At 61.4% G+C, this 20,147-nt stretch carries 21 protein-coding genes; 6 read left to right on the forward strand and 15 right to left on the reverse strand.

The features are described 5' to 3' along the window. Window positions 1-67: 67 nt before the first annotated feature. From G9X64_RS10215 to G9X64_RS10230, 4 genes are all read right to left on the reverse strand, one after another. Window positions 68-2,110, reverse strand: a complete 2,043-nt coding sequence (locus G9X64_RS10215; RefSeq protein ID WP_168309811.1) for a prolyl oligopeptidase family serine peptidase — start codon at window positions 2,108-2,110, stop codon at window positions 68-70. 150 nt (window positions 2,111-2,260) lie between these two features. Then, a complete protein-coding gene (locus G9X64_RS10220) occupies window positions 2,261-4,144 on the reverse strand; it encodes an ABC-F family ATP-binding cassette domain-containing protein (protein ID WP_168309812.1) in 1,884 nt (627 codons plus the stop codon). 158 nt (window positions 4,145-4,302) lie between these two features. Then, a complete protein-coding gene (locus tag G9X64_RS10225; protein ID WP_171376510.1) occupies window positions 4,303-5,340 on the reverse strand; it encodes a GGDEF domain-containing protein in 1,038 nt (345 codons plus the stop codon). Window positions 5,341-5,548: 208 nt separating this feature from the next. After that, window positions 5,549-6,058 carry a DinB family protein gene (locus G9X64_RS10230; RefSeq protein WP_171376511.1) on the reverse strand — a complete coding sequence of 170 codons (510 nt, stop codon included), beginning with the start codon at window positions 6,056-6,058 and terminating at the stop codon, window positions 5,549-5,551. A gap of 139 nt (window positions 6,059-6,197) precedes the next feature. Between G9X64_RS10230 and G9X64_RS10235 the strand changes: the two genes are divergently transcribed. Both G9X64_RS10235 and ndk read left to right on the forward strand, forming a co-directional pair. Next, a complete protein-coding gene (locus G9X64_RS10235) occupies window positions 6,198-6,887 on the forward strand; it encodes a glutathione S-transferase family protein (protein ID WP_171376512.1) in 690 nt (229 codons plus the stop codon). An 81-nt stretch (window positions 6,888-6,968) separates the two neighbouring features. Continuing rightward, window positions 6,969-7,391, forward strand: a complete 423-nt coding sequence (ndk, locus tag G9X64_RS10240; RefSeq protein ID WP_003547097.1) for a nucleoside-diphosphate kinase — start codon at window positions 6,969-6,971, stop codon at window positions 7,389-7,391. Between the two features lie 84 nt (window positions 7,392-7,475). Here the strand turns inward: ndk and G9X64_RS10245 are convergent, their stop codons facing one another. Both G9X64_RS10245 and G9X64_RS10250 read right to left on the reverse strand, forming a co-directional pair. Then, window positions 7,476-7,979 (reverse strand): hypothetical protein, encoded by a 504-nt coding sequence (locus tag G9X64_RS10245; RefSeq protein ID WP_011651264.1) that lies wholly within the window; start codon window positions 7,977-7,979, stop codon window positions 7,476-7,478. Beyond that, on the reverse strand, window positions 7,976-8,521 hold the full coding sequence (locus G9X64_RS10250) for a CGNR zinc finger domain-containing protein (RefSeq protein ID WP_171376513.1): 546 nt from the start codon (window positions 8,519-8,521) through the stop codon (window positions 7,976-7,978). The genes G9X64_RS10245 and G9X64_RS10250 overlap by 4 nt, the downstream gene beginning before the upstream one ends. 65 nt (window positions 8,522-8,586) lie before the next feature. On the opposite strand from G9X64_RS10250, the gene G9X64_RS10255 reads away from it, so the two are divergent. Beyond that, a complete protein-coding gene (locus G9X64_RS10255) occupies window positions 8,587-9,483 on the forward strand; it encodes a branched-chain amino acid ABC transporter permease (RefSeq protein ID WP_171376514.1) in 897 nt (298 codons plus the stop codon). A gap of 9 nt (window positions 9,484-9,492) precedes the next feature. Here the strand turns inward: G9X64_RS10255 and G9X64_RS10260 are convergent, their stop codons facing one another. From G9X64_RS10260 to G9X64_RS10280, 5 genes are all read right to left on the reverse strand, one after another. Beyond that, window positions 9,493-9,954 (reverse strand): molybdenum cofactor biosynthesis protein MoaE, encoded by a 462-nt coding sequence (locus tag G9X64_RS10260; protein ID WP_168316274.1) that lies wholly within the window; start codon window positions 9,952-9,954, stop codon window positions 9,493-9,495. A 261-nt stretch (window positions 9,955-10,215) separates the two neighbouring features. After that, window positions 10,216-10,470 carry a molybdopterin converting factor subunit 1 gene (gene moaD / locus G9X64_RS10265; RefSeq protein WP_168316275.1) on the reverse strand — a complete coding sequence of 85 codons (255 nt, stop codon included), beginning with the start codon at window positions 10,468-10,470 and terminating at the stop codon, window positions 10,216-10,218. Further along, the gene (gene pgsA, locus G9X64_RS10270; RefSeq protein WP_003547103.1) at window positions 10,467-11,057 is read right to left on the reverse strand and encodes a CDP-diacylglycerol--glycerol-3-phosphate 3-phosphatidyltransferase; all 591 of its coding nucleotides are present in this window, start codon (window positions 11,055-11,057) and stop codon (window positions 10,467-10,469) included. Before pgsA ends, moaD begins: the two co-directional genes overlap by 4 nt. 192 nt (window positions 11,058-11,249) lie before the next feature. Beyond that, a complete protein-coding gene (gene uvrC / locus G9X64_RS10275; protein WP_171376515.1) occupies window positions 11,250-13,292 on the reverse strand; it encodes an excinuclease ABC subunit UvrC in 2,043 nt (680 codons plus the stop codon). Further along, on the reverse strand, window positions 13,289-14,056 hold the full coding sequence (locus G9X64_RS10280) for an SDR family oxidoreductase (protein WP_168309821.1): 768 nt from the start codon (window positions 14,054-14,056) through the stop codon (window positions 13,289-13,291). The genes uvrC and G9X64_RS10280 overlap by 4 nt, the downstream gene beginning before the upstream one ends. A 365-nt stretch (window positions 14,057-14,421) precedes the next feature. On the opposite strand from G9X64_RS10280, the gene G9X64_RS10285 reads away from it, so the two are divergent. Next, window positions 14,422-15,057 carry an outer membrane protein gene (locus G9X64_RS10285; protein WP_018070534.1) on the forward strand — a complete coding sequence of 212 codons (636 nt, stop codon included), beginning with the start codon at window positions 14,422-14,424 and terminating at the stop codon, window positions 15,055-15,057. 66 nt (window positions 15,058-15,123) lie between these two features. Here the strand turns inward: G9X64_RS10285 and G9X64_RS10290 are convergent, their stop codons facing one another. Continuing rightward, on the reverse strand, window positions 15,124-15,720 hold the full coding sequence (locus tag G9X64_RS10290; RefSeq protein ID WP_168309822.1) for a glutathione S-transferase: 597 nt from the start codon (window positions 15,718-15,720) through the stop codon (window positions 15,124-15,126). Between the two features lie 59 nt (window positions 15,721-15,779). Then, window positions 15,780-16,649 carry a 23S rRNA (adenine(2030)-N(6))-methyltransferase RlmJ gene (locus G9X64_RS10295; RefSeq protein ID WP_171376516.1) on the reverse strand — a complete coding sequence of 290 codons (870 nt, stop codon included), beginning with the start codon at window positions 16,647-16,649 and terminating at the stop codon, window positions 15,780-15,782. A 16-nt stretch (window positions 16,650-16,665) separates the two neighbouring features. Between G9X64_RS10295 and G9X64_RS10300 the strand changes: the two genes are divergently transcribed. Both G9X64_RS10300 and G9X64_RS10305 read left to right on the forward strand, forming a co-directional pair. Further along, window positions 16,666-18,870, forward strand: a complete 2,205-nt coding sequence (locus G9X64_RS10300) for a molybdopterin-containing oxidoreductase family protein (RefSeq protein WP_171376517.1) — start codon at window positions 16,666-16,668, stop codon at window positions 18,868-18,870. Further along, on the forward strand, window positions 18,867-19,457 hold the full coding sequence (locus tag G9X64_RS10305; RefSeq protein WP_171376518.1) for an NUDIX domain-containing protein: 591 nt from the start codon (window positions 18,867-18,869) through the stop codon (window positions 19,455-19,457). The genes G9X64_RS10300 and G9X64_RS10305 overlap by 4 nt, the downstream gene beginning before the upstream one ends. Here G9X64_RS10305 and G9X64_RS10310 read toward each other — a convergent pair. Continuing rightward, window positions 19,454-19,858 carry a type II toxin-antitoxin system VapC family toxin gene (locus G9X64_RS10310; RefSeq protein ID WP_171376519.1) on the reverse strand — a complete coding sequence of 135 codons (405 nt, stop codon included), beginning with the start codon at window positions 19,856-19,858 and terminating at the stop codon, window positions 19,454-19,456. The two genes, G9X64_RS10305 and G9X64_RS10310, sit on opposite strands and share 4 nt — an antisense overlap. Next, the gene (locus tag G9X64_RS10315) at window positions 19,858-20,097 is read right to left on the reverse strand and encodes a type II toxin-antitoxin system Phd/YefM family antitoxin (RefSeq protein WP_017959842.1); all 240 of its coding nucleotides are present in this window, start codon (window positions 20,095-20,097) and stop codon (window positions 19,858-19,860) included. Before G9X64_RS10315 ends, G9X64_RS10310 begins: the two co-directional genes overlap by 1 nt. Window positions 20,098-20,147: the final 50 nt, after the last annotated feature.

Raw genomic sequence — 20,147 nt, forward strand, 5'->3', positions numbered from 1 at the left:
GATTATTGACGCGTTTGTATCAGAAAGAGGCGTGCCGACAAGCTCTCCTCCTCCATTCTATGGCATCCTATCGCATGATGGTTTGGCGAAGGAAGCTGTAACCCATCGCCGCGCGGGCGGCGCGCTCTTCGGAATTACCGTCGCCGCCATGCCCGCCGGAGCCGAATTCATGGAAGAGCGGCCGGTGTCCTTCTTCCTCCAGCCGCGCGGCAAAGCGGCGCGCATGCGAGGGATGCACGCGGTCGTCATTGGCGGAGCTTTCGACATAGATCGGCGGATAGCTGACCTCGGTCGCCGGCCTGACATTGTGAAGCGGCGAATAGCCGAGCATAAAATCCCGGTCCACCGGCGTCTCCGGATCGCCGTATTCGTCCATCCAGGCTTGCCCTGCGCTGAACAGGTGGAAACGGGTCATGTCAAGGACCGGCACCTGGCACCAGACGGCGCCGAAATCGTCGGGATAGCGCGTCAGCATCACGCCGGTCAGCAGACCGCCATTGCTGCCGCCCTGGCAGGCGATCCGCGACGGCACTGTATAGCCGCGGGCGACGAGATCGCGAGCGATGGCGACGAAATCGGCAAAGGCCCGGTCTCGCCCCTGCCGCTTGGCACTGCGATACCAGTCAGGCCCGAATTCGCCGCCGCCGCGAATATAAGCCTGCACATAGGCGCCGCCTTGTTCCAGCCAGCGTCCTGTCACGCCGGAATAGTTTGGCGACAACGGGACATCGAAGCCGCCATAGCCGTAAAGCAATACCGGCAGCGCGCCCTTGGTCCACTGCTTCGGCAGGACGAGCCGATAGGTAACCCTCGTTCCGTCCTCGGAAACAGCCTCCAGCAGTTCGGATGACATATCGGTCGCATCGAAATAGCTCGGCGCCGCGGCGACGAAAATCGGCTCGGCCAGCTTGCTGCGATCCGACAGCGCGAGACGGTAACAGACGGGCGGCTGCAGGAAGCCCTGGCCGACGATGTGGAGCGTGTCGTCGCCAAGATGCAGATCTGCATGAAGCGGCCTGAAGTGAACCGTCTGCATATCCGCCGGCAGTGCGATCTCGCGCTGTTCGGCATCGGGCCTTGTCAGGTCCAGCACCATGAGACGCGGACGCAGCCGATCGGAGATGATGAAGACGCACCACTCCTGCATCAGCATCATCTGCGCGATGGACTGGCCCTCGGCAGGCTGAAACAGGATCCGCTCCGGCCCGAGCAGGGCCGTCTCCGAGGCGGGATCGAAGCGTTGTAGCACGAGGCTGCCGGTCGCAACGCGCTCATCGGTCTTTGCCCGCCAAAGGCAATGATCATGATTGAACTGGAAATCGGCTTCCTTAGGCAGATCGATGCGCCGCTGTGTGCCATTGTTGGCGATCAGGAAAGCGCTCGCGACGCCGATCTCGTGGGCGGCGACGAAAATATCGATCAAACCGCGATCCGCCGAAGCGCCTGATAGGGCAGGGTCGATGACGAGATTGAAGCCGTAGACGTCCTCGTCTGCGGCTTCGAACATGACGGCGGCATCTTCCGGTCGCTGCCCGCGCTTCAATCGCCGTCCGACGCGCGGCCATCCGGAGCGGGTCGCCGAAAATCTGTCGATGGAACCGAAATAGCAGATTTCGTCACGGCTCAGCCAGGTGGCATGCGATCGTGCGGCCGGTGTATCGAAGCCGCCCTCGACGACCTGTTTTCGCTCCGCGTCGAATTCGAGCAGCCGGAGAAGGTCGGAGCCGCCGTCCGAAAGCGTGAGCAGCACCCGCGTCGGCTCCCATGGGCAGGTGACGGCGCCGCGCCAATTCCAGCGCTTGCCTTCGCTGACGCAGAAGGCGTCGAGATCGAAGACCGGCTCCCAGGCGGCGTCCGGCAGCGGCTCCTGATCTGCCGGCAGGCGCAGCCAGATGCCAAGGGGATTGTCCTTGCTCTGGCGGAAATCGAACAGCCATTCGCCTCGGCACATCGGAACGATCAGCCTGTCCTGCCGCTCGATCAGCGCCTTGATCGCGTCGCGATCCCTCTCGAATTCAGGTGTTCTCAGTGCCGCGTCGGAAACCCGGTTGTGCTCGTCGATGAACTGGCGGGTGCGCGGATCGTCGTCCGTTTCGAGATGAAGGTTCATATCCGACCTGCCGGCTTCCGTTGACGTCGGACAGATCTAGGCAGCCGGTCCCGATTTGGCAACCCGCCTTAGCGGATCGTCACGAAGTCGGCCGAGGCGACGACGGTGTTGGGCACATCGGTCTTCTTGAACTTCAGTGTCACCCTGTGGCTAACCCGCCATCGCTTCTTCGTATTCGGCAGACAGCATCAGCCAGTCTTCCTCGGCGGCAGCCAATTTCGCCGCAGCTTCGCCGCGCTGCTTTGCCTTCTCGGCCGCCTTGGCGGGCGTCTTCTCATAAAGGGCCGGATCCGCAAGTTCCGCGTCAAGCGCCTGAATCTGTTTCTCCAGCTTCGCCGTCAAGGATTCGATTTCGTTGATCTTTTTCCTGAGCGGCGTCAGCGAGGCGCGACGTTCGGCATTGAGCTTGCGCTGGTCGGCCTTTGACGTCGCGTCTTCAGCTAGCTGCGGCTTTTCTTCTTTTTTTTTACCGGAACTGACGATCAGGTCGCGGTACTCGTCCATATCGCCTTCGAAGGTCGTCACCGTGCCGCCATTGACCAGCCACAACCGATCGACCGTCGCCTCGATCAGGTGACGATCATGCGAAATCAGGATGACGGCGCCTTCGTAGTCGTTCAGCGCCTCGATCAGCGCGCGGCGGCTGTCGATGTCGAGGTGGTTGGTCGGCTCGTCGAGGATCAGCAGATTGGGCGCATTGAAGGCGGCAAGCCCCATCAGCAGTCGGGCTTTTTCGCCGCCGGAGAGATCCTTGGCGGCCGTCGCCATCTTCTCGGTCGCAAGCCCCATCTGGGCGACGCGGGCGCGCACCTTGGCTTCCGGTGCACCGGGCATCAGCCGGCGCACATGCTCCACCGCCGATTGCTCGGGAATGAGGTCGTCGAGCTGGTGCTGCGCGAAGAAGCCGATCTTCAGGCTCGGCGCGATCTTCACTTCTCCGCTTTCTGGCGCAAGCCGGCCGGAGATGAACTTGGCGAAGGTCGACTTGCCGTTGCCGTTCGAGCCGAGCAGGGCGATACGGTCGTCATTGTCGATGCGCAGATTGAGGTTCTTCAGGATCGGATTGCCGGGCTCGTAGCCGACGGCGCCGCTCTGGATCGCGACGATCGGCGAGGCCGGCTGCTTTTCCGGCTCGGGAAAAGTGATCGGCTGTACGTGGTCCTCGATCACCGCCGCCACCGTTCCCATGCGCTCGAGCGCCTTGACGCGCGATTGTGCCTGCCGGGCCTTGGAAGCCTTGGCCTTGAAGCGATCGATGAAGCCCTGCAGATGTTTGCGTGCCGCGTCGTTCTTGGCCTTGGCCTTCGTCTGCAGCTCGTCGGCCTCAGCCTTTTGCCGCTCGAACTGGTCATATCCGCCGCGATAGAAGGTGAGCTTCTTCTGGTCGAGATGGACGATCGCATTGACCGCGTTGTTCAGGAGGTCGCGATCGTGGCTGATGATGATGACGGTGTGCGGATAGCGCCTGACATAATCTTCCAGCCACAGCGTGCCTTCGAGGTCGAGATAGTTGGTCGGCTCGTCGAGCAGGAGCAGGTCCGGCTCGGAAAACAGCACGGCGGCAAGGGCGACGCGCATGCGCCAGCCGCCGGAAAAGGAGGAGGCGGGGCGGGCTTGCGCTTCCTTGTCGAAGCCGAGGCCGGCAAGAATGCTCGCCGCGCGCGCTTCGGCCGAATGCGCGTCGATATCGACAAGGCGCATCTGGATTTCGGCGATGCGATGCGGATCGGTTGCCGTTTCCGCCTCGGCAACGAGGGCGGTGCGTTCCTTATCCGCGGCAAGCACGATTTCGATCAGGGCGTCTTCGGTTGCCGGTGCCTCCTGCGCCACCTGGCCGATGCGTGCGGCCTTGGGGATAGACACCGTTCCGCTCTCCGAGCCAAGATCGCCGGTGATGACACGAAAAAGCGTGGACTTGCCGGCGCCGTTGCGCCCGACGAGCCCGGCCTTCGTGCCTGAAGGCAGCGAAACGCTGGCATTGTCGAGAAGCAGGCGCCCGGCGATGCGGGCGGAAATATCGGTGAGCGTGATCATGGCCGGCGTTTTGGCCGAAAGCGCTCGCCAAGGCAAGAGCGCTTATCCCCGCGCCAAGCTTGCTTGTGCGCTGACAAGCTTGCTTGTCCCCGGGACAAGCTTTGTTTGTCCCACCGCAAGCGCGCTTGTCCCACAGCAAGCGTGCTTTGTCCGCCGCCTCAGCGGCCGAAAGCCTGCACCGGTTGCCGGGGGTTCGACTGCGCGGCGAGAAGCGCCACGCGGGCATTGGCCTGCAATTGTCCCGGCGTTGCCGCATCGGTGCTGAGCGCCACGCCGATCGAGATGGTGAGCCTGCCGGGATCGGCTTTGTCGGATGTCGCAAAGACCAGATTGTCTTCGACGGAGGCGCGCAGGCGCTCGGCAATCGTCATCGCATCCTGCATGCCGACATTGGAAAACAACAGGGCGAATTCGTCAGCCTCTGTGCGGGCGACGAAATCGTTTTTCTTGACCGACTTGCTGAACAGGCCGGCGAGCTTCTTCAGGAGCTTGTTGCCAGCCTGGGTGCCGTATTTGTCGTTGAGATCGGTGAAATTGTCGATATCGACCATGATCAGCGCGCTACCAGCGGCACCTTCTTCACGCGCGTAGAGATCGGCCATCGTCCGGTTCAGCGCGATGCGGTTCGGAAGCCCGGTGATCCTGTCGGCGATCGCCGCCGATTGCATCGCCGAAATGCCGCGCTCTAGCGTTTCCAGCGTCTTGATATCGTCCTGCAGCTTCGCGCCGATTTCCATCTCCGCTGCAAGAACGGTCGAAAGCGAGGCAGTGAGATAGTCGATCTCGCTGAGGAAGGCGGCAAGGCTCTGATCGTCATGGCCGGAAACGGATTTCAGGATAGTGCCGCAGGCGCGCGCAAAGGCATTCTTGTGCTTCAGCCCTTCGGCAAGCCTTTCCGCCACGTCGCGCAGCATCCGGCTCGCCTCGTTTCGGGATGTCTCGCCCGCCAGCCCGCAATGGCCGACGAGGCGGTATTTCAGGCCGAGTTCGTCGAGCATCGGCTGTTGTGGCTGGGATCCGAGTGCGGCGATATCCTGCGCAAGGCCGGCATTGAGCCCGACGATCGCCTCGTGAAAGAGTTCGTAATTGCGCGGCAGCGCGGCGACGTTCAGGCGCGCCATGTGCTGGGCGATCTTCTGAATATTCGCCATCGGCGCGGCGCGCGGCGCCAATGCGTTTGCGCTTGCATTCTGCATGACGATCCCTCGCGACCCGGCCTCATCTCTCACATCCGCTATGCCCGCAAGCTTTTAAGAGAGGCTGAATTTTGAACGGGAAGCCCGGGATTGGCGGGTGGAACTGGCAAAGGCGGTTAATTCAGTGTTGATGTCAGAACATGATGCCGAAAAGTGTAGGCGGTTTTGGATGACATCATGTTCTAATTTTTCTAATTTAGATCGGGCTTCACATCCACTCGCGGCCCTCGTTGCGCAGGAAGTAGATGAGATCCAGCATGAGGCTCTGCTTGCCGAGCGCCGTCAGCGTCATATGGCACTGGCCGCGATGATGGGTCTGGTGGTTGAAGAAATGCGCGAGCGCCGATGCCAGCGGCTGGGTGATCTCGGCCGGCTTTACCACCGTGACATAGGTGAAGTTGGCAGCAAGCGTTGCCTCATCCAGCATGTCCGTCCAGGCAATGATCCGCTCGTCTTCTGCCTTGCGGGCGGCGGCCAGCGTGTCCAGCTCTTCAAAGAGTACGGCATCGAGTGTCGTCGGCGCTTCGCCGGTGCCGGTGAAGCGCTTCATCCATATCCGGTCGGCGACGAGCAGATGATTGAGCGTGCGATGCAGCGAGCCGAAGAAGGCGCCGCAATCATTGCGGAACTCTGCATCGCTGAGTTCGGCCGCAGCCGCATAGACTTGCGTGTTGGCCCAGCGATTGTAGGCGGCGAACATCCTGTAATGTCTGAGCATCCTGTCCCCTCCCGTGTCGTATCGGCAGTCTAGCCTTTTTCCTTAGAAAGCCGAGTGATGACGCCATGAAATTTCCTGATTTGATTGCAGGCGCTTTCTGTCGTGGAATGGATAGAGCTGAGATCTCGAAAGGACTGTCATGACCAGAGCCCTCTATTCCCTCTGCGGCGCCGACGAGCGGCGCTTCTTTTCGCCGCATTGCTGGAAAGCGGTGATGGCGCTGGCGCATAAGGGGCTCGATTTCGAGGAGATTCCGACGACCTATGCCCGCATCCGCGCGATCGGCGGCGGTGTCTCGTCGATCGTGCCCGTTCTCGACGACAATGGCCGGCTGATCCCCGACAGTTTCGACATCGCCCTCTATCTGGAGGAGGCCTATCCCGAGCGGCCGTCACTGTTCAACGGCGAGGGCGGCAAGGCGCTGTCGCGCATGGTGGAAGGTTATTCGCAGATGATCATCCATCCGGCGATCATGCGCATCGCCCTTCTCGACATCCATGCGAACCTCGACGAGGAAGACAAGGCCTATTTCCGTCAAAGCCGGGAGGCTCGGCTTGGCAAGCCTTTGGAAGTGGTTGCCGCCGACAGCGAGGCGGAGAAGGCTGTCTTCGGCGCCAAACTGGAGCCGCTGCGGCACATGCTGAAGTTCCAGTCCTTCATCGGTGGGCAGACACCGCTCTTTGCCGACTATATCGTCTTCGGCGCGCTGCAATGGCTGCGTGTCTCCGCCGGTCTCGCCATGCTAGCCGCCGACGATCCCGTCATGGCCTGGTTCGAACGCTGCCTCAGTCTCCACCAAAGCCGCGGCCGGACTGTGACAGCGGCGTGAAATTGCCGCCTACCTCTTGTTTTCGGACGTTGGGGCGGGTAAAGACCGCCCACTTTTCCCGAGAAAACAGAGGATTTGACTATGGCGATTGAACGCACCTTCTCGATGATCAAGCCGGATGCAACGAAGCGCAACCTGACGGGCGCCATCACCAAGATGCTCGAAGATGCCGGCCTGCGTGTCGTCGCTTCCAAGCGCGTCTGGATGAGCCGTCGCGAAGCCGAAGGTTTCTACGCCGTTCACAAGGATCGTCCCTTCTTCGGCGAACTGGTCGAAGGCATGACCTCCGGCCCGACCATCGTCCAGGTGCTGGAAGGCGAAGGCGCGATCCTCAAGAACCGCGAGATCATGGGCGCCACCAACCCGGCAAACGCTGACGAAGGCACGATCCGCAAGGTTCACGCTCTGTCGATCGGCGAAAATTCCGTTCACGGCTCGGATGCTCCGGAGACGGCTGCCCAGGAAATCAAGTACTGGTTCTCCGATACCGAAATCGTCGGCTGAGGCCACGCTTCGGCATTCGCCGGCAATACCTTGAATTGACTCTCGAAAGCCGGGGCCTTGCTCCGGCTTTTTCTATGCCTTTCTCTATGCCGGGCATTTGTCGGTATTCGAGAAATCGACGCTGCCGTCAGGCTTGAAGACCTCGGGGTTCTTGTCATAAAGCGCGCCGACGACGAGCGGCTTGCTCGGCAGGACGGTCTGATCGAGGTCGGACCGGAACTGCGTCTTCAATTCCTGCAGCACCTTGCCATCCTTGTCGACCAGCCGGACACTCACGGAATAGGGGCGGTCCTTGCGCACGCAGTGCAGGTTTTCGCTCTGCAGCGCAATCTTGTCGTCGATCGGATAGATCTTCTGGTTCAGCACCAGCGGATCGCCCCCTTCAGGATTTTCGAATTCGGCGATAATGATCGAACCGTCGGGGATGGGGCCGGTCTTCTTCAGCGTCAGCAGATAGGTGGCGCTCGCCACCCGATAGTTGAAGACGAAGAGATGGCCGGTGACCTCGACCAGGTTTTCAGCCTGGCGTTGACAGGCGGAAAGCAGAAGGGCGGCGGCTGCCGCCATCACGATCCAATAGTTTCTCATGGCGTCTCCTCCTTCTTGCGGCGATAGTGACGGTTCGCCTTGGCGCGGTTGCCGCAGACCGCCATGTCGCACCAGGCCCGGCTCCTGTTCTTGCTGCGGTCGATGAACAGCCAGCCGCAATTGCCGCAGATCTTCATGCGTTCCGGATCGGGCATGGCGATCAGCCGCAGTGCCGAATGGGCGGTCGCCGCAGCCAGGCTGTCGGGGCCCGCGTGGCGCAATGTCTTCGCCAGCGCTTCCAGCAGCCTAGCCAGCAATTGGTCGTCGCCGCCATTCAGTATACGCTCGCGGAAATAGAGGTCGATCGCTTCCCGCAGCGCGATGAAATCCGGTTCGTTTTCCGCCGCCACCGGTGCGATGTCGCCGAAGAGGGCGCGCTCGGCGCAGAATTCGGCGGCGGCGCGCGGAAAGCTGCGCATCTGGTCCCTGACCGCGAAACGGTCGATCCGCCGCGTTGCATCGTGGCGCAGAACCACGCTGTTGACGACATCGAGCGCCAGTGCGCCGCCGGCAAAGCGGTGAGGGGTCCAGGAAAAGCTCATGATGAAATTATAACTGGTGAAATTGGTTTTACCAGTTATAATTTTGGTGACGCGGAGTGTCTCGAATGGCCTATCTTCTGCAGCAGCTGGCGAATGCGGTTCCGCTTGCCGCCCTCTATGCGGCGCTTGCCTTCGGTTATGCCGTCGCCTTCGGCGTGACGAAGCGGGCCGACATCACCTATGGGGCGATCTTTGCCTTCGCGGGCCAGATCCTGCTGCTCTTCACCGAACTCGCCTATGTCAGGTTTTGGCTGGTGCTGCCGGCGGCGCTTGCCGTCGGCGCCTGCGCTTCGATCGTCTATTCGCTGGCGGCGGGCCTATGGATCGGCCGTTCGATCATGCTGCCGCTGGTCAACAAATCACCGAATACGGTCATCGTCGCTGCCCTCGGCATCATGATCGTACTGATGGAAACGGCCAGGCTTGCTGCCAATACCCGCGCCATCTGGTTGCCGCCATTCCTGAACGACACGGTCGTCTTCTGGAGCGACGGCCCGTTCAAGGTGACGCTCACCCATATCCAGCTGATCAACACCGCACTGATGTGCGCCATTGTCGGGGTGGGTACGCTGATCCTCAGACGCACGGCCTGGGGCCGCGTCTGGCGCGCCGTCACCGATGATCCGCTGGCAGCCGAACTCTGCGGCACCAGCGCCGACCGCGTCTTTCTGCTCGCCTATGGGGCCGCAGCCCTCGTCGCCACGATCTGCGGCATCCTCGCGACCTTCTATTACGGCTCGATGGATTTCGGCGCCGGTCTGATGTTCGGGCTGAAGGTGCTGCTGATCGCAGCCGTCGGCGGCTATTCCGATCCGCTGCGCTCGGCAGGCGGCGCTGCCGGGCTCGCCGTCGTCGAAACCATGTGGGGCGCCTACGGCCCCTTCGTCTGGCGGGATCTGGTCGTCTTCTCGCTGCTCGTCCTGCTCTTGGTCATGAGCCGCAGGGAGCGAGTGGTGCTCTAATTTACGAATTTACTTCCACTTGTCGCGCGCCGTGTCGTCGGCGTCTTTCGCCGCGACCCAGTCGCCGGTGGCGCCATCCCTGGCGTGCTCCTTCTTCCAGAAGGGGGCTGCGGTCTTCAGGAAATCCATGACGAAATTGGCGCCGTCGAACGCCGCCTGCCGGTGCGGCGCGGCTGCGACGACGAGCACGATATTCTCGCCGGCGGCGATCTTTCCGTAACGGTGGATGGCGGTGAGCCCGAGAAGCCCGAAACGGGCGATGGCGAGATCGCCGATGCGCCGCATCTCCGCTTCCGCCATGCCGGGATAGTGCTCGAGTTCGAGGGCAGCCAACGTGCCGCCTTCATCGCGGCAGAGGCCGGAGAAGGTGACGACGGCGCCGATGCCGGCTTTGTCCTTGGAGAGCAGGTCGACCTCGGCTCGCAGGTCGAAGTCTTCATGCTGGACGCGGATGGTGGGGGTGACGGTCATGATAACATCCCCAACTGCTTTGAGGCTGTAGCGAAGGCTGTGGAGAGGGCGTGCCGCACCCCCCCCCCTCTGCCCTGCCGGGCATCTCCCCCACAAGGAGGGAGATTACGGGCGGCTTGACCATCGTACCCATCCAAAGTTTTGCCGGGCTGAAACGTCGATTGTTTGAGGAAATCCGTGCTTCCAGCCAATCTCCCTCCTTGTGGGGGAGATGTCCGGCAGGACAGAGGGGGGTAGCAACACGGCACCACCATCACCGCCTCATCCCCCCGTCATCGGCGGAAATATACCGATCTCTTTCGCGCCCGATATTGGCTCGTCATGCTCGACATGCTCCATGTCGAGCGCCACGCGGATCACGTCGGGATATTGAAGTGCGGTCTCATATTCTTCGCCCAGCGTCTTCAAATGATTCAACAGATCGTCAACGGTGACGACGGAGGAGGGGAGGTCGATCTCCTCCTCGCCCTTGCCGATGCGCTCGCGCACCCAGGCGAAATAGACAAGCCGAGTCATTCCTCGTCATCCACGATATGTTTCACCCCGGCGCGGAAATAGTCGTAGCCGGTATAGATGGTCAGCAGCGCCGCGATCCACAGCAGCGCGATGCCGGTCTGCGTCGTATAGGGGAAAATCTCATCGCCGGCCGGGCCGGCGAGCAGGAAGGCGATGGCGACGAGCTGCAGCGTCGTCTTCCACTTGGCGATCCGCGTCACCGGTACGCTGACCTTCAGCGCCGCCAGATATTCGCGCAGTCCCGACACCAAGATCTCGCGGCAGAGAATGGTGATCGCCGCCCAGATCGACCAGCCGGCGATGGTCTGGTCGGCCGCGACCAGGAGAAGGATCGAGGCGACCAGCAGCTTGTCGGCGATCGGATCGAGCATACGGCCGATATTCGACGTCTGGTTCCAGATGCGCGCGAGATAACCGTCGAGGAAATCGGTGAGCGAGGCGATGACGAAGATCCACAGCGCCACCCAACGCGCCGTGTTGCTGATCGACAGCCTGCCCTCGATGAAGAAGCAGAGAACGATCAGCGGTACGGCGAGGATGCGGCCGTAGGTCAGAAGATTGGGAATGCTGTACGCACGCGATGCCATGGGATCGTTTCTCTGAATTGATGCGCTGCTACAGCGCCGCGCGGCTTTTCAGACGCGCAAACGACGCTGTAACACTTTAGACCCTCCGCATCATGCTCGGGCCGATGCGGTAGATGACGGCTTTGGCTGCGGACCGTCAATATTCTTTCTGTCTTTTCACCGCCTTTGCGTGGAATTTGCGACGGACGCCGGTTATTTCGCGGCGTCGTCGTGGAAATGATTGTAGACCTGCCTGGCGACCGCTTCCGATATGCCTTCCACCGCCATCAGGTCGGACAGGGCGGCGCGCGAAACCGCCTTCGCAGTGCCGAAATGCTGGAGCAACGCGCGTTTGCGCGATGGGCCGATGCCGCCGATCTCGTCGAGCGGGTTCTTGATCATTTCCTTCTTGCGCCGTGCCCGGTGCGAGCCGATCGCGAAACGGTGCGCCTCGTCGCGCATGCGCTGGATGAAATAGAGCACCGGATCACGCGGCGGCAGGGTGAAGCTCTCGCGTCCCGGCGGGAAGAAGCGTTCGCGCCCGGCGTCGCGGTCGACGCCCTTGGCGATGCCGATCGCCGTCACGCTGTCGGTGATGCCGAGTTCGGCAAGGATGGCACGCACCGCCGTCATCTGCCCCTGGCCACCGTCGATGAGGATCACATCAGGCCATGTCGGGAAGGGCATGTCGGCTGCATCGGGCGTGGCCACCTGCGCCGTCCGGTCAGGAATGCCTTCCTCCTTGATCAGCCGGGAGAACCGCCGCGTCATCACCTCCTTCATCATGCCGAAGTCGTCGCCAGGCGTGATGTCGGTCGATTTGATATTGAACTTGCGATACTGGTTCTTGACGAAACCTTCCGGTCCCGCGACCACCATGCCGCCGACGGCATTGGTGCCCATGATATGCGAGTTGTCGTAGATCTCGATGCGCTGCGGTGCATAGGCAAGCCCGAACGTCTCCTTGAAACCCTCGAGCAGCCGCGACTGCGACGCCGTTTCGGCAAGCTTTCGTCCATGCGCCTCGCGTGCATTGCCGACGACATGGTCGACCAGATCCCGCTTCTCGCCGCGCTGCGGCACGAGGATGGAAACCTTGTGGCCGGCCTTTTCGCTGAGTGCTGCGGCGAGCAGTTCCAGCTCCTCCACCGTCTGCGACAGCATGATCTGCTTCGGCACCGGCTTGTCGTCGTAGAACTGCGCGAGGAAGGAATTCAGCACTTCGGCGCTCGAAAGCTGCGGATCGGCCTTCGGGAAATAGGCGCGATTGCCCCAGTTCTGGCCGGTCCGGAAGAAGAACACCTGGATGCAGGAGATGCCGCCCTCGTGATGGATGGCGAAAACGTCAGCCTCCTCGACGCCGGCCGGATTGATGCCCTGATGGCTCTGCACATGCGACAACGCCGCCAGGCGATCACGATAGATCGCCGCCCGCTCGAAGTCGAGGTCCTCGGCGGCCTGGTTCATCGCTTCGGCCATATGCGACTTCACCTTCTGGCTCTTGCCGGACAGGAAGTCCTTCGCCTCCTGCACCAGTTCGCCGTACCCCTCATCGCTGACCTCGTGGGTGCACGGACCGGAACAGCGCTTGATCTGGTAGAGCAGGCAGGGTCGGGTGCGCGTTTCGAAGACGCTGTCGGTGCAGGTTCGAATCAGGAAGGCGCGCTGCAGCGAATTGATCGTCCGCCCGACCGCGCCGGCCGAAGCGAAGGGTCCGAAATAGTCGCCTTTTCGCGCTCTCGCACCGCGATGCTTGAAGATCGCCGGCGCCCGGTGGTCGCCGGTGATGAGAATATAGGGAAAGGACTTGTCGTCGCGCAAAAGCACGTTAAAGCGCGGCCGCAAGCGCTTAATCAGATTCGCTTCCAACAGCAGCGCTTCGGTTTCCGTGCGCGTCGTCACGAACTCCATATTCGCCGTCTGGCGCACCATCTGGGCGATGCGGTTGGAATGCACGCGGCCGACGGCGTAATTGTTGACGCGCTTCTTCAGGCTGCGCGCCTTGCCGACATAGAGCACGTCGCCCTCGGCATTGAACATGCGGTAGACGCCGGGGCTGTTCGGCAGCCGCTTGACGAATTCGCCGATCAATTCCGCGCCGATGAGCCCGGTTTCATTGAGGCTGCCCGCATTCCAGTCGACCGTCGCCGCAAGCGGGGCGGCGGCGGAAACGTCGCCTTCCACTTCGATATCGTCTTCGCTCTCATCCGTGTCGTCGTAGAGAACGCCGCCATCCGGCAGCTTTCGTCCGTTCATTCCGTAATCTCCGCCACATCGGGCGTCTGCCAGGCGAGGTGCTGGCCGCCGTCGAGGGCAATCATCTGGCCGGTGATCGAGGGCGTGTCATAAAGGAAGCGAATCGTTTGTCCGAATTCCTCCAGCGCCGGCCCTCGCTGCAAGATAAGGGCTGAGACCTGCGCTTGGAAGTCCTCCATCGCCTGCCGCTCGCTCGGCATCGAGGGGCCGGGGCCGATGGCATTGACGCGGATGCGTGGCGCCAATGCCTGGGCAAGCGTCTGTGTCGCCGTCCACAGCGCGGATTTGGAGAGGGTATAGGAATAGAAGCTGGGCCTCAGCGCCCAAACCCGCTGGTCGATGATATTGACGATCAGCCCTGCTGCCTCAGCGGGCATCTGCTGCGCGAAGGCTGCCGCAAGGATAGAGGGCGCACGGACATGCAGGTCGAAGTGCAGTGCCCAGGTGGCGGCATTGAAGCTACGCGCTGAATCATGCTGGAAGACGGACGCATTATTGACGAGCAGATCGAGCGGCCCGAGCGCTTCCGACGCCTTCGCGACCAACGCGCCCGTTTCGCCGAGATCGCTAAGGTCGGCCTGCAGGGCGACCGCCCGATATCCCTTCCGCCGCAATTCCGCCACCAACTCTTCGGCCTCACCGATAGAGCCGTTCGCGTGGATCGCAACGGAAAAGCCATTTGCAGCAAGGTCTTCGGCGATTGTCCGGCCTATTCTTTTAGCAGCCCCTGTTATAAGGGCCGAGCGAAGTCTTTTGTGCTTCAAAATCTTGCCTTCTGATCCCGCGAGTCTGTCTGCAGACTATATAGGGGCCGACGGAGATTATATAAATAGGCCGTTGTGGTTGCGCCCGGGAGCTGGATATTCTATGTATTATTTAAGAATGCGATTTCCTAAAATAAGTATTTTCAGTTTAACACTTCAGTAGGGTTAATGAAGTGTATGTTGCGCCAAAGCAACATCGAATTTCAGCCATGCGGCAGCCACAATGATATCACAATTTGGCTCTTTCAAATCCGCATTTGAGTTCCAATTTCAGTCTCGATCCGGAAGGGACATCTGGCAATATCCCGCCAATGCTTCACTGATAGACAGATGACAAGCGGCGCGGGACTGAAAGGAGACTAAGTATGCGTGTACTCATTGCTGGCCTCATGGCCTCCGTTTTTGCAATTGCGGGCGTCTCGGCAGCTCAGGCGGCCGATGCCGTCGACCAGGTTCCGGAAGCACCGGTCGCCCAGGACGCTCCAGTCAAGCCGGCAGGCAACTGGGAAGGCTTTTACCTCGGCGGCGCCGGCACCTACAACATGGGTGACTTCGGTTCCGACCGCCACACCTATGGTTTCGGCGGCCAGGTCTTTACCGGCTACAACTGGCAGCAGGGCCAGATCGTTTACGGCGTTGAATCCGATCTCGGCTACAGCGGCGACGACGTCTCCTCGGGCGGCGTCAAGAACAAATACGGTTGGAACGGTTCCGTCCGTGGCCGCGTCGGCTACGACATGAACCCCTTCCTGCTCTACGGCACGGCCGGTCTTGCTATCGGCGACGTCAAGGTTTCCGACGATACTTCGGACGAAAGCAAGACGAACTTCGGCTATACGGTCGGCGCCGGCGTCGAAGCCTTCGTGACCAACAACATCACGACGCGCCTCGAATATCGCTACACCGACTACCAGAGCAAGGATTACGACCTCGACTCCGGCAGCTTCTCGCGCGGTTACGACGAGAACAGCGTCAAGCTCGGTATCGGCGTCAAGTTCTAAGCTGGTCGAATATCCTGACATGGAAAAGCCGGGCACCTCGCCCGGCTTTTTGTTGCCCGTTTGTTGTCACCCCTGGGACTTGAGCTCGCTATGGGCAGGGAATTTCTTGTCGAACTGCCGCAGCCAGTCGGTGAGCGGCGCATGATCGGCTTCCCACTGGTCGTTGAAGCGCAGCTCGAGATAATCGAGCGTCGCCGCCAGCGCGAAATGTCCGCCATTGAGCTTCTTGCCTGTTTTCGGCGGATTGGCGCTGAGATGAGCGAGCCCGCTCGTCGCCTTCTTCCACTGCCGGTCTATCCACGGCTGATGGACCTTTTCCTCGTCGCGGAAGCGCCGCTCGTAGACGATCGCCAGCAGGCAATCGCAGATGCCGTCGCAGAGCGCCTCGAGGATTTCCGCATCCGTGCGCTTGCCCTTCTTGGAAGGGTAGAGCCCGCCCTTCGTCAGCCGGTCGAAATAATGCATGATCGCCACGCTGTCATATATCGAGACCCCGTCATCGGTCAGCAGCGTCGGGATCTTGCCGAGCGGATTGTTGTCCACCAGGATCGCCGGTCCGGTATTGGTGTCGACCCGGATGGCGTTCAACTCTAGGCCCAGAAAATGCGCGGCCATCCGCACCTTGTTGGAATAGGGCGAGGCGGGCGAACAAAGGAGCTTCATGGAACACCTGATGAGATTTTGGACTGCGGCGCAGACTATTCCGCAGGCAGCTTAAGTGGTCAATCGTCGTTGACGGCCTTGTTCTCTCCGCGTAGCCAGAAGGCGCGGTGCGAGGCGAAACGGTCTTGCGCCAGATGGTCCTTCAATGCGGGCAGCAATTGGTGCAACTCGTCCTTCAGCGTGAAGGGTGGGTTGACGATGACGAGGCCTGAGCCGGTCAGTCCGGTAATGCCGCGGTCGCTGCGAACGGCAAGTTCGGCGCAGAGCATTTTCGGGATGTCGAGCGCCTGCAGCCTCTCGTGGAATTCCTTGATCGGCGCGCCCTTCTTCAGCGGATACCACAGGCAATAGGTACCGCCGGGAAAGCGCCGATAGGCCTTTTCCAGCCCTTCGGCCAGCCGCTGATATTCGTCCTCTTCCTCGAAGGGCGGATCGACGAGGACGATGCCGCGCTTCTCCTTCGGCGGCAGATGCGCGCCGAGCGCCAGCCAGCCGTCAAGCTCGGTGATGCGGGCATGGTGATCGCCCTCGAACAGCCGGTGCAGCCTGACGTAATCCTCGGGATGCAGTTCCATCGCCGACAGCCGGTCTTGCGGCCGGAACAGCATGCGCGCAAGTTTCGGCGATCCGGGATAGAAGCGGATGCCGCCCTGCGGATTGAGTTCGCGGATTGCCGAAAGGTAGGGCTCCAGCAGTTCGGAAACCTGAGGGTCGAGGTCTGCCTCCATCAGCTTGCCGATGCCATCGAGCCATTCGCCGGTTTTCTGCGCTTCTTCCAAGGAGAGGTCGTAAAGGCCGATGCCGGCATGCGTGTCGAGCACGCGGAACCCGCCATCCTTTTTCTGCATGTAACGGATCAGCCGCGTCAGCACGACATGTTTCAGCACATCGGCAAAGTTGCCCGCGTGATAGATGTGGCGGTAGTTCATTTTCGCTGATGTCCGTATGAATTCGCGTCATGGGAAATTTTTGTGGCTTTTGGCCGTGCAAGCCTTGGAATATACAAATGCCATGAACATTGCGACCCCCATCCACGCCAAATCAGAAAAGCCGGACAACAGGGTAGGCCACACGGCCTGTCCGCATGACTGTCCCTCCACCTGCGCGCTGGAGGTCGAGATATCGGAGGATGGTCGCATCGGCCGTGTGCGCGGCGCGAACGACCATTCCTACACGTCGGGCGTCATTTGCGCCAAGGTCGCCCGCTACGCCGAGCGGCTCTACCATCCCGATCGCCTGATGCATCCGTTGCGTCGCACCGGCGCCAAGGGGGGAGGGCAGTGGCAGCAGATTTCCTGGGACGATGCGCTGGATGAGATCGCCGAAGCCTTTGTGAAGTCCGAGGCAAGGGACGGCAGCGAGGCGATCTGGCCGTATTTTTACGCGGGCACCATGGGCTGGGTGCAGCGCGATTCGATCGATCGCCTCCGTCACGCCAAGCGTTACTCCGGCTTTTTCTCGTCGATCTGCACCAACCCCGCCTGGACCGGCTTTACCATGGCGACCGGCACATTGCGCGGCCCCGATCCGCGCGAGATGGGCCTCACCGATTGCGTCGTCATCTGGGGCACCAACGCGGTTTCGACGCAGGTCAATGTGATGACCCACGCCATCAAGTCGCGCAAGGAGCGCGGCGCGAAGATCGTCGTCATCGACATCTACGACAATCCGACGATGAAGCAGGCCGACATGGCGCTGATCGTCAGGCCGGGTACCGACGCCGCACTCGCTTGCGCCGTTATGCACATCGCCTTCCGCGACGGTTACGCCGACCGCGAATACATGGCGAGATATGCCGATGATCCAGAGGGTCTCGAAGCGCATCTGAAGGCGAAGACGCCGCAATGGGCCGCCGCTATCACCGGCCTTTCGGTGGAGGAGATCGAAGCCTTCGCCAGCCTCGTCGGCACGACGAAGAAGACTTTTTTCCGCCTGGGCTATGGCTTCACCCGCCAGCGCAACGGCGCGGTCGCCATGCATGCGGCCGCGTCGATCGCCACCGTTCTCGGCTCCTGGCAATATGAAGGCGGCGGCGCCTTCCATTCGAACAGCGACATCTTCCGTATGAACAGTGCCGAACTGACCGGCCGGTCTATGAAGGATGCCGATATCCGCATGCTCGATCAGTCGCAGATCGGCCGCGTGCTGACAGGCGATGCCGTGGCGCTGCGCCATCGCGGCCCGGTGACTGCTATGCTGATCCAGAACACCAATCCCGCAAACATCGCCCCCGAGCAGCGCCTCGTCAGACGTGGCTTTGCCCGTGAGGACCTCTTCGTTGCCGTGCACGAGCAGTTCATGACCGAAACGGCCGAGATCGCCGATATCGTCATCCCGGCGACGATGTTCGTCGAGCATGACGACATCTACCGTGCCGGCGGCCAGAACCATATCCTGCTGGGACCGAAGCTGGTCGAGCCGCCGCCCACCGTGCGCACCAATCTCTTCGTCATCGAGGAACTGGCCAAGCGCCTCGGCGTCGCCGATCGCCCCGGCTTCGGTTTCACCGCCCGTGAAATGGTCGACCGCATCCTGGAATCGAGCGGCCTGCCGGATTACGACCATTTCCTCGAACACAAATGGTTCGATCGCCAGCCTGTTTTCGAGGAAGCGCATTACCTGAGCGGCTTTGCCCATCCGGATGGCAAGTTCCATTTCCGCCCGGACTGGATCAATCAGCCGGCGCCGAACAAGCCGCCGGCGGCGATCGGCGCACTCGGGCCGCACGCCGCGCTGCCGGCCTTCCCCGATCAGGTCGATGTCATCGAAGTCGCCGATCCCGAGCATCCCTTCCGTCTCGCCACGTCGCCGGCGCGCAATTTCCTGAATTCGAGCTTCTCCGAGACCAAGACCTCTCGCCAGAAGGAAGGTCGCCCTGAGGTGATGATCAACCCGGCCGATGCCGAAGCCAACGGCATCGCCCACGGCGATCTCGTCCGCATCGGCAACAGCCGCGGCGATCTGCGCATTCACGCCCGCATCACTATCGAAGTGAAAGCGGGCGTGCTGATTGCCGAGGGGCTTTGGCCGAACAAGGCGCATGTCGACGGCGAGGGCATCAACGTCTTGACCGGCGCCGACCCCGTCGCGCCCTATGGCGGGGCGGCCGTGCACGACAACAAGGTCTGGCTTCGCAGGGATGCAGCATGATGCAGCCGAAATCACGCGTGAAGATCGCCGGCGAGGAAACCCTGTCGAATGGGTGGACGCGGCTGAGCAGCTATCTCCTCGACTATATCGACCGCAAGGGCACAACCCAGCGGTTGAAGCGGGAGGTCTACCACCGCACGCCTGCCGCCTGCATCCTGCTTTATGATCCCAGGCGCGACCTCGTCGTTCTCGTCCGCCAGTTCCGCCTCGCCGTTCATCTCAACGGCGATCCCGCCTGGATGATCGAGGTGCCGGCCGGCCTTCTCGACGACGACCATCCCGAAGCGGCTATCCGTCGCGAGGCGATGGAGGAGACCGGCTATCGCCTGCGCGATGCGCGCTTCCTGTTCAAATCCTATACTTCGCCGGGTGCCGTCACCGAGGTCGTGCATTTCTTCGCAGCCCTCATCGACACCGCCGATCGCGTCGCCGAAGGCGGTGGTCTGGACGAGGAGCACGAGGATATCGAAGTCCTCGAAATCTCGCTCGACGAGGCGGCGGCGATGATCGAAACCGGCGAAATCTTCGACGTCAAAACGATCGTGCTTCTGCAATGGGCGCTGTTGAACAGGGGAACGCTTTCCTAACCTCGAGCGAAGGCAAGATTTTCCGCTGATGCGGCACGTTCCAGTTTGGCGTCCAGCGTCGCAAGCGATACGTTCTCTGCGACCGCAAGCGCCAGATAAGCGGCGTCATAGGCCGATAGCTGATATTTTCCGGCAAGTCGCAAGATCGGAAGATGGTCTTCGCTTGAGACAGTGCGCAGCGGCAGGCTGTTGAGTCGCATGAGGCAAGCGAGCACATCCTCGTTGGAGATTCGTTTCCGCCGTTCCGCAGTCAACAGGATGTTGCGTATCTCATGCCAGAAGAGATCGGGCACCAAGGCATCTTCCGTTTCGAGAAAAGACAGGGCTTCTTCGGCAGTCCGACTTTCCTCATCGGCCAGCAACCAAGCCGCCGCAACTGAAGCATCGACCACGAACGGCATCAGCGCTGGCCTTCGCGCCGCCAGGCCTGGATTTCAGCCGCGGTCGCTCCTGCGCGCTCTGCCCGTTCGCTGCGGAGTGCCCGGATGGCGTCGAGCCTCTGGCGACGGTCATCGATCTTGATCATGCGGGCGACCGCGTTGTTACCGCGTGATATCACCACATCTTCGCCTGCTTCCACCTTTGTTAGAAGCTCCGAGAGATGCGTTTTTGCCTCTGCCACTTTCACTTTGATCGTCATAGCCACCGTCCACTTCTCTCTCCAATGTAACGTCGCGCCAAAACTTGGTC

Origin of the sequence: Rhizobium sophorae, assembly GCF_013087515.1 — a bacterium.
Lineage (GTDB): Bacteria > Pseudomonadota > Alphaproteobacteria > Rhizobiales > Rhizobiaceae > Rhizobium > Rhizobium sophorae.

Bases quoted from the DNA above. Each gene is read 5' to 3' on its own strand.
- G9X64_RS10250 (WP_171376513.1), bottom strand. From the start codon at position 8,521: ATGAGCTTTTCCTGGACCCCTCACCGCTTTGCCGGCGGCGCACTGGCG.
- G9X64_RS10230 (WP_171376511.1), bottom strand. From the start codon at position 6,058: ATGCTCAGACATTACAGGATGTTCGCCGCCTACAATCGCTGGGCCAAC.
- ndk (WP_003547097.1), top strand. From the start codon at position 6,969: ATGGCGATTGAACGCACCTTCTCGATGATCAAGCCGGATGCAACGAAG.
- moaD (WP_168316275.1), bottom strand. From the start codon at position 10,470: ATGACTCGGCTTGTCTATTTCGCCTGGGTGCGCGAGCGCATCGGCAAG.
- G9X64_RS10290 (WP_168309822.1), bottom strand. From the start codon at position 15,720: ATGAAGCTCCTTTGTTCGCCCGCCTCGCCCTATTCCAACAAGGTGCGG.
- G9X64_RS10255 (WP_171376514.1), top strand. From the start codon at position 8,587: ATGGCCTATCTTCTGCAGCAGCTGGCGAATGCGGTTCCGCTTGCCGCC.
- G9X64_RS10295 (WP_171376516.1), bottom strand. From the start codon at position 16,649: ATGAACTACCGCCACATCTATCACGCGGGCAACTTTGCCGATGTGCTG.
- G9X64_RS10215 (WP_168309811.1), bottom strand. From the start codon at position 2,110: ATGAACCTTCATCTCGAAACGGACGACGATCCGCGCACCCGCCAGTTC.
- pgsA (WP_003547103.1), bottom strand. From the start codon at position 11,057: ATGGCATCGCGTGCGTACAGCATTCCCAATCTTCTGACCTACGGCCGC.
- uvrC (WP_171376515.1), bottom strand. From the start codon at position 13,292: ATGAACGGACGAAAGCTGCCGGATGGCGGCGTTCTCTACGACGACACG.
- G9X64_RS10260 (WP_168316274.1), bottom strand. From the start codon at position 9,954: ATGACCGTCACCCCCACCATCCGCGTCCAGCATGAAGACTTCGACCTG.
- G9X64_RS10300 (WP_171376517.1), top strand. From the start codon at position 16,666: ATGAATTCGCGTCATGGGAAATTTTTGTGGCTTTTGGCCGTGCAAGCC.
- G9X64_RS10285 (WP_018070534.1), top strand. From the start codon at position 14,422: ATGCGTGTACTCATTGCTGGCCTCATGGCCTCCGTTTTTGCAATTGCG.
- G9X64_RS10245 (WP_011651264.1), bottom strand. From the start codon at position 7,979: ATGAGAAACTATTGGATCGTGATGGCGGCAGCCGCCGCCCTTCTGCTT.
- G9X64_RS10305 (WP_171376518.1), top strand. From the start codon at position 18,867: ATGATGCAGCCGAAATCACGCGTGAAGATCGCCGGCGAGGAAACCCTG.
- G9X64_RS10225 (WP_171376510.1), bottom strand. From the start codon at position 5,340: ATGCAGAATGCAAGCGCAAACGCATTGGCGCCGCGCGCCGCGCCGATG.
- G9X64_RS10220 (WP_168309812.1), bottom strand. From the start codon at position 4,144: ATGATCACGCTCACCGATATTTCCGCCCGCATCGCCGGGCGCCTGCTT.
- G9X64_RS10315 (WP_017959842.1), bottom strand. From the start codon at position 20,097: ATGACGATCAAAGTGAAAGTGGCAGAGGCAAAAACGCATCTCTCGGAG.
- G9X64_RS10310 (WP_171376519.1), bottom strand. From the start codon at position 19,858: ATGCCGTTCGTGGTCGATGCTTCAGTTGCGGCGGCTTGGTTGCTGGCC.
- G9X64_RS10235 (WP_171376512.1), top strand. From the start codon at position 6,198: ATGACCAGAGCCCTCTATTCCCTCTGCGGCGCCGACGAGCGGCGCTTC.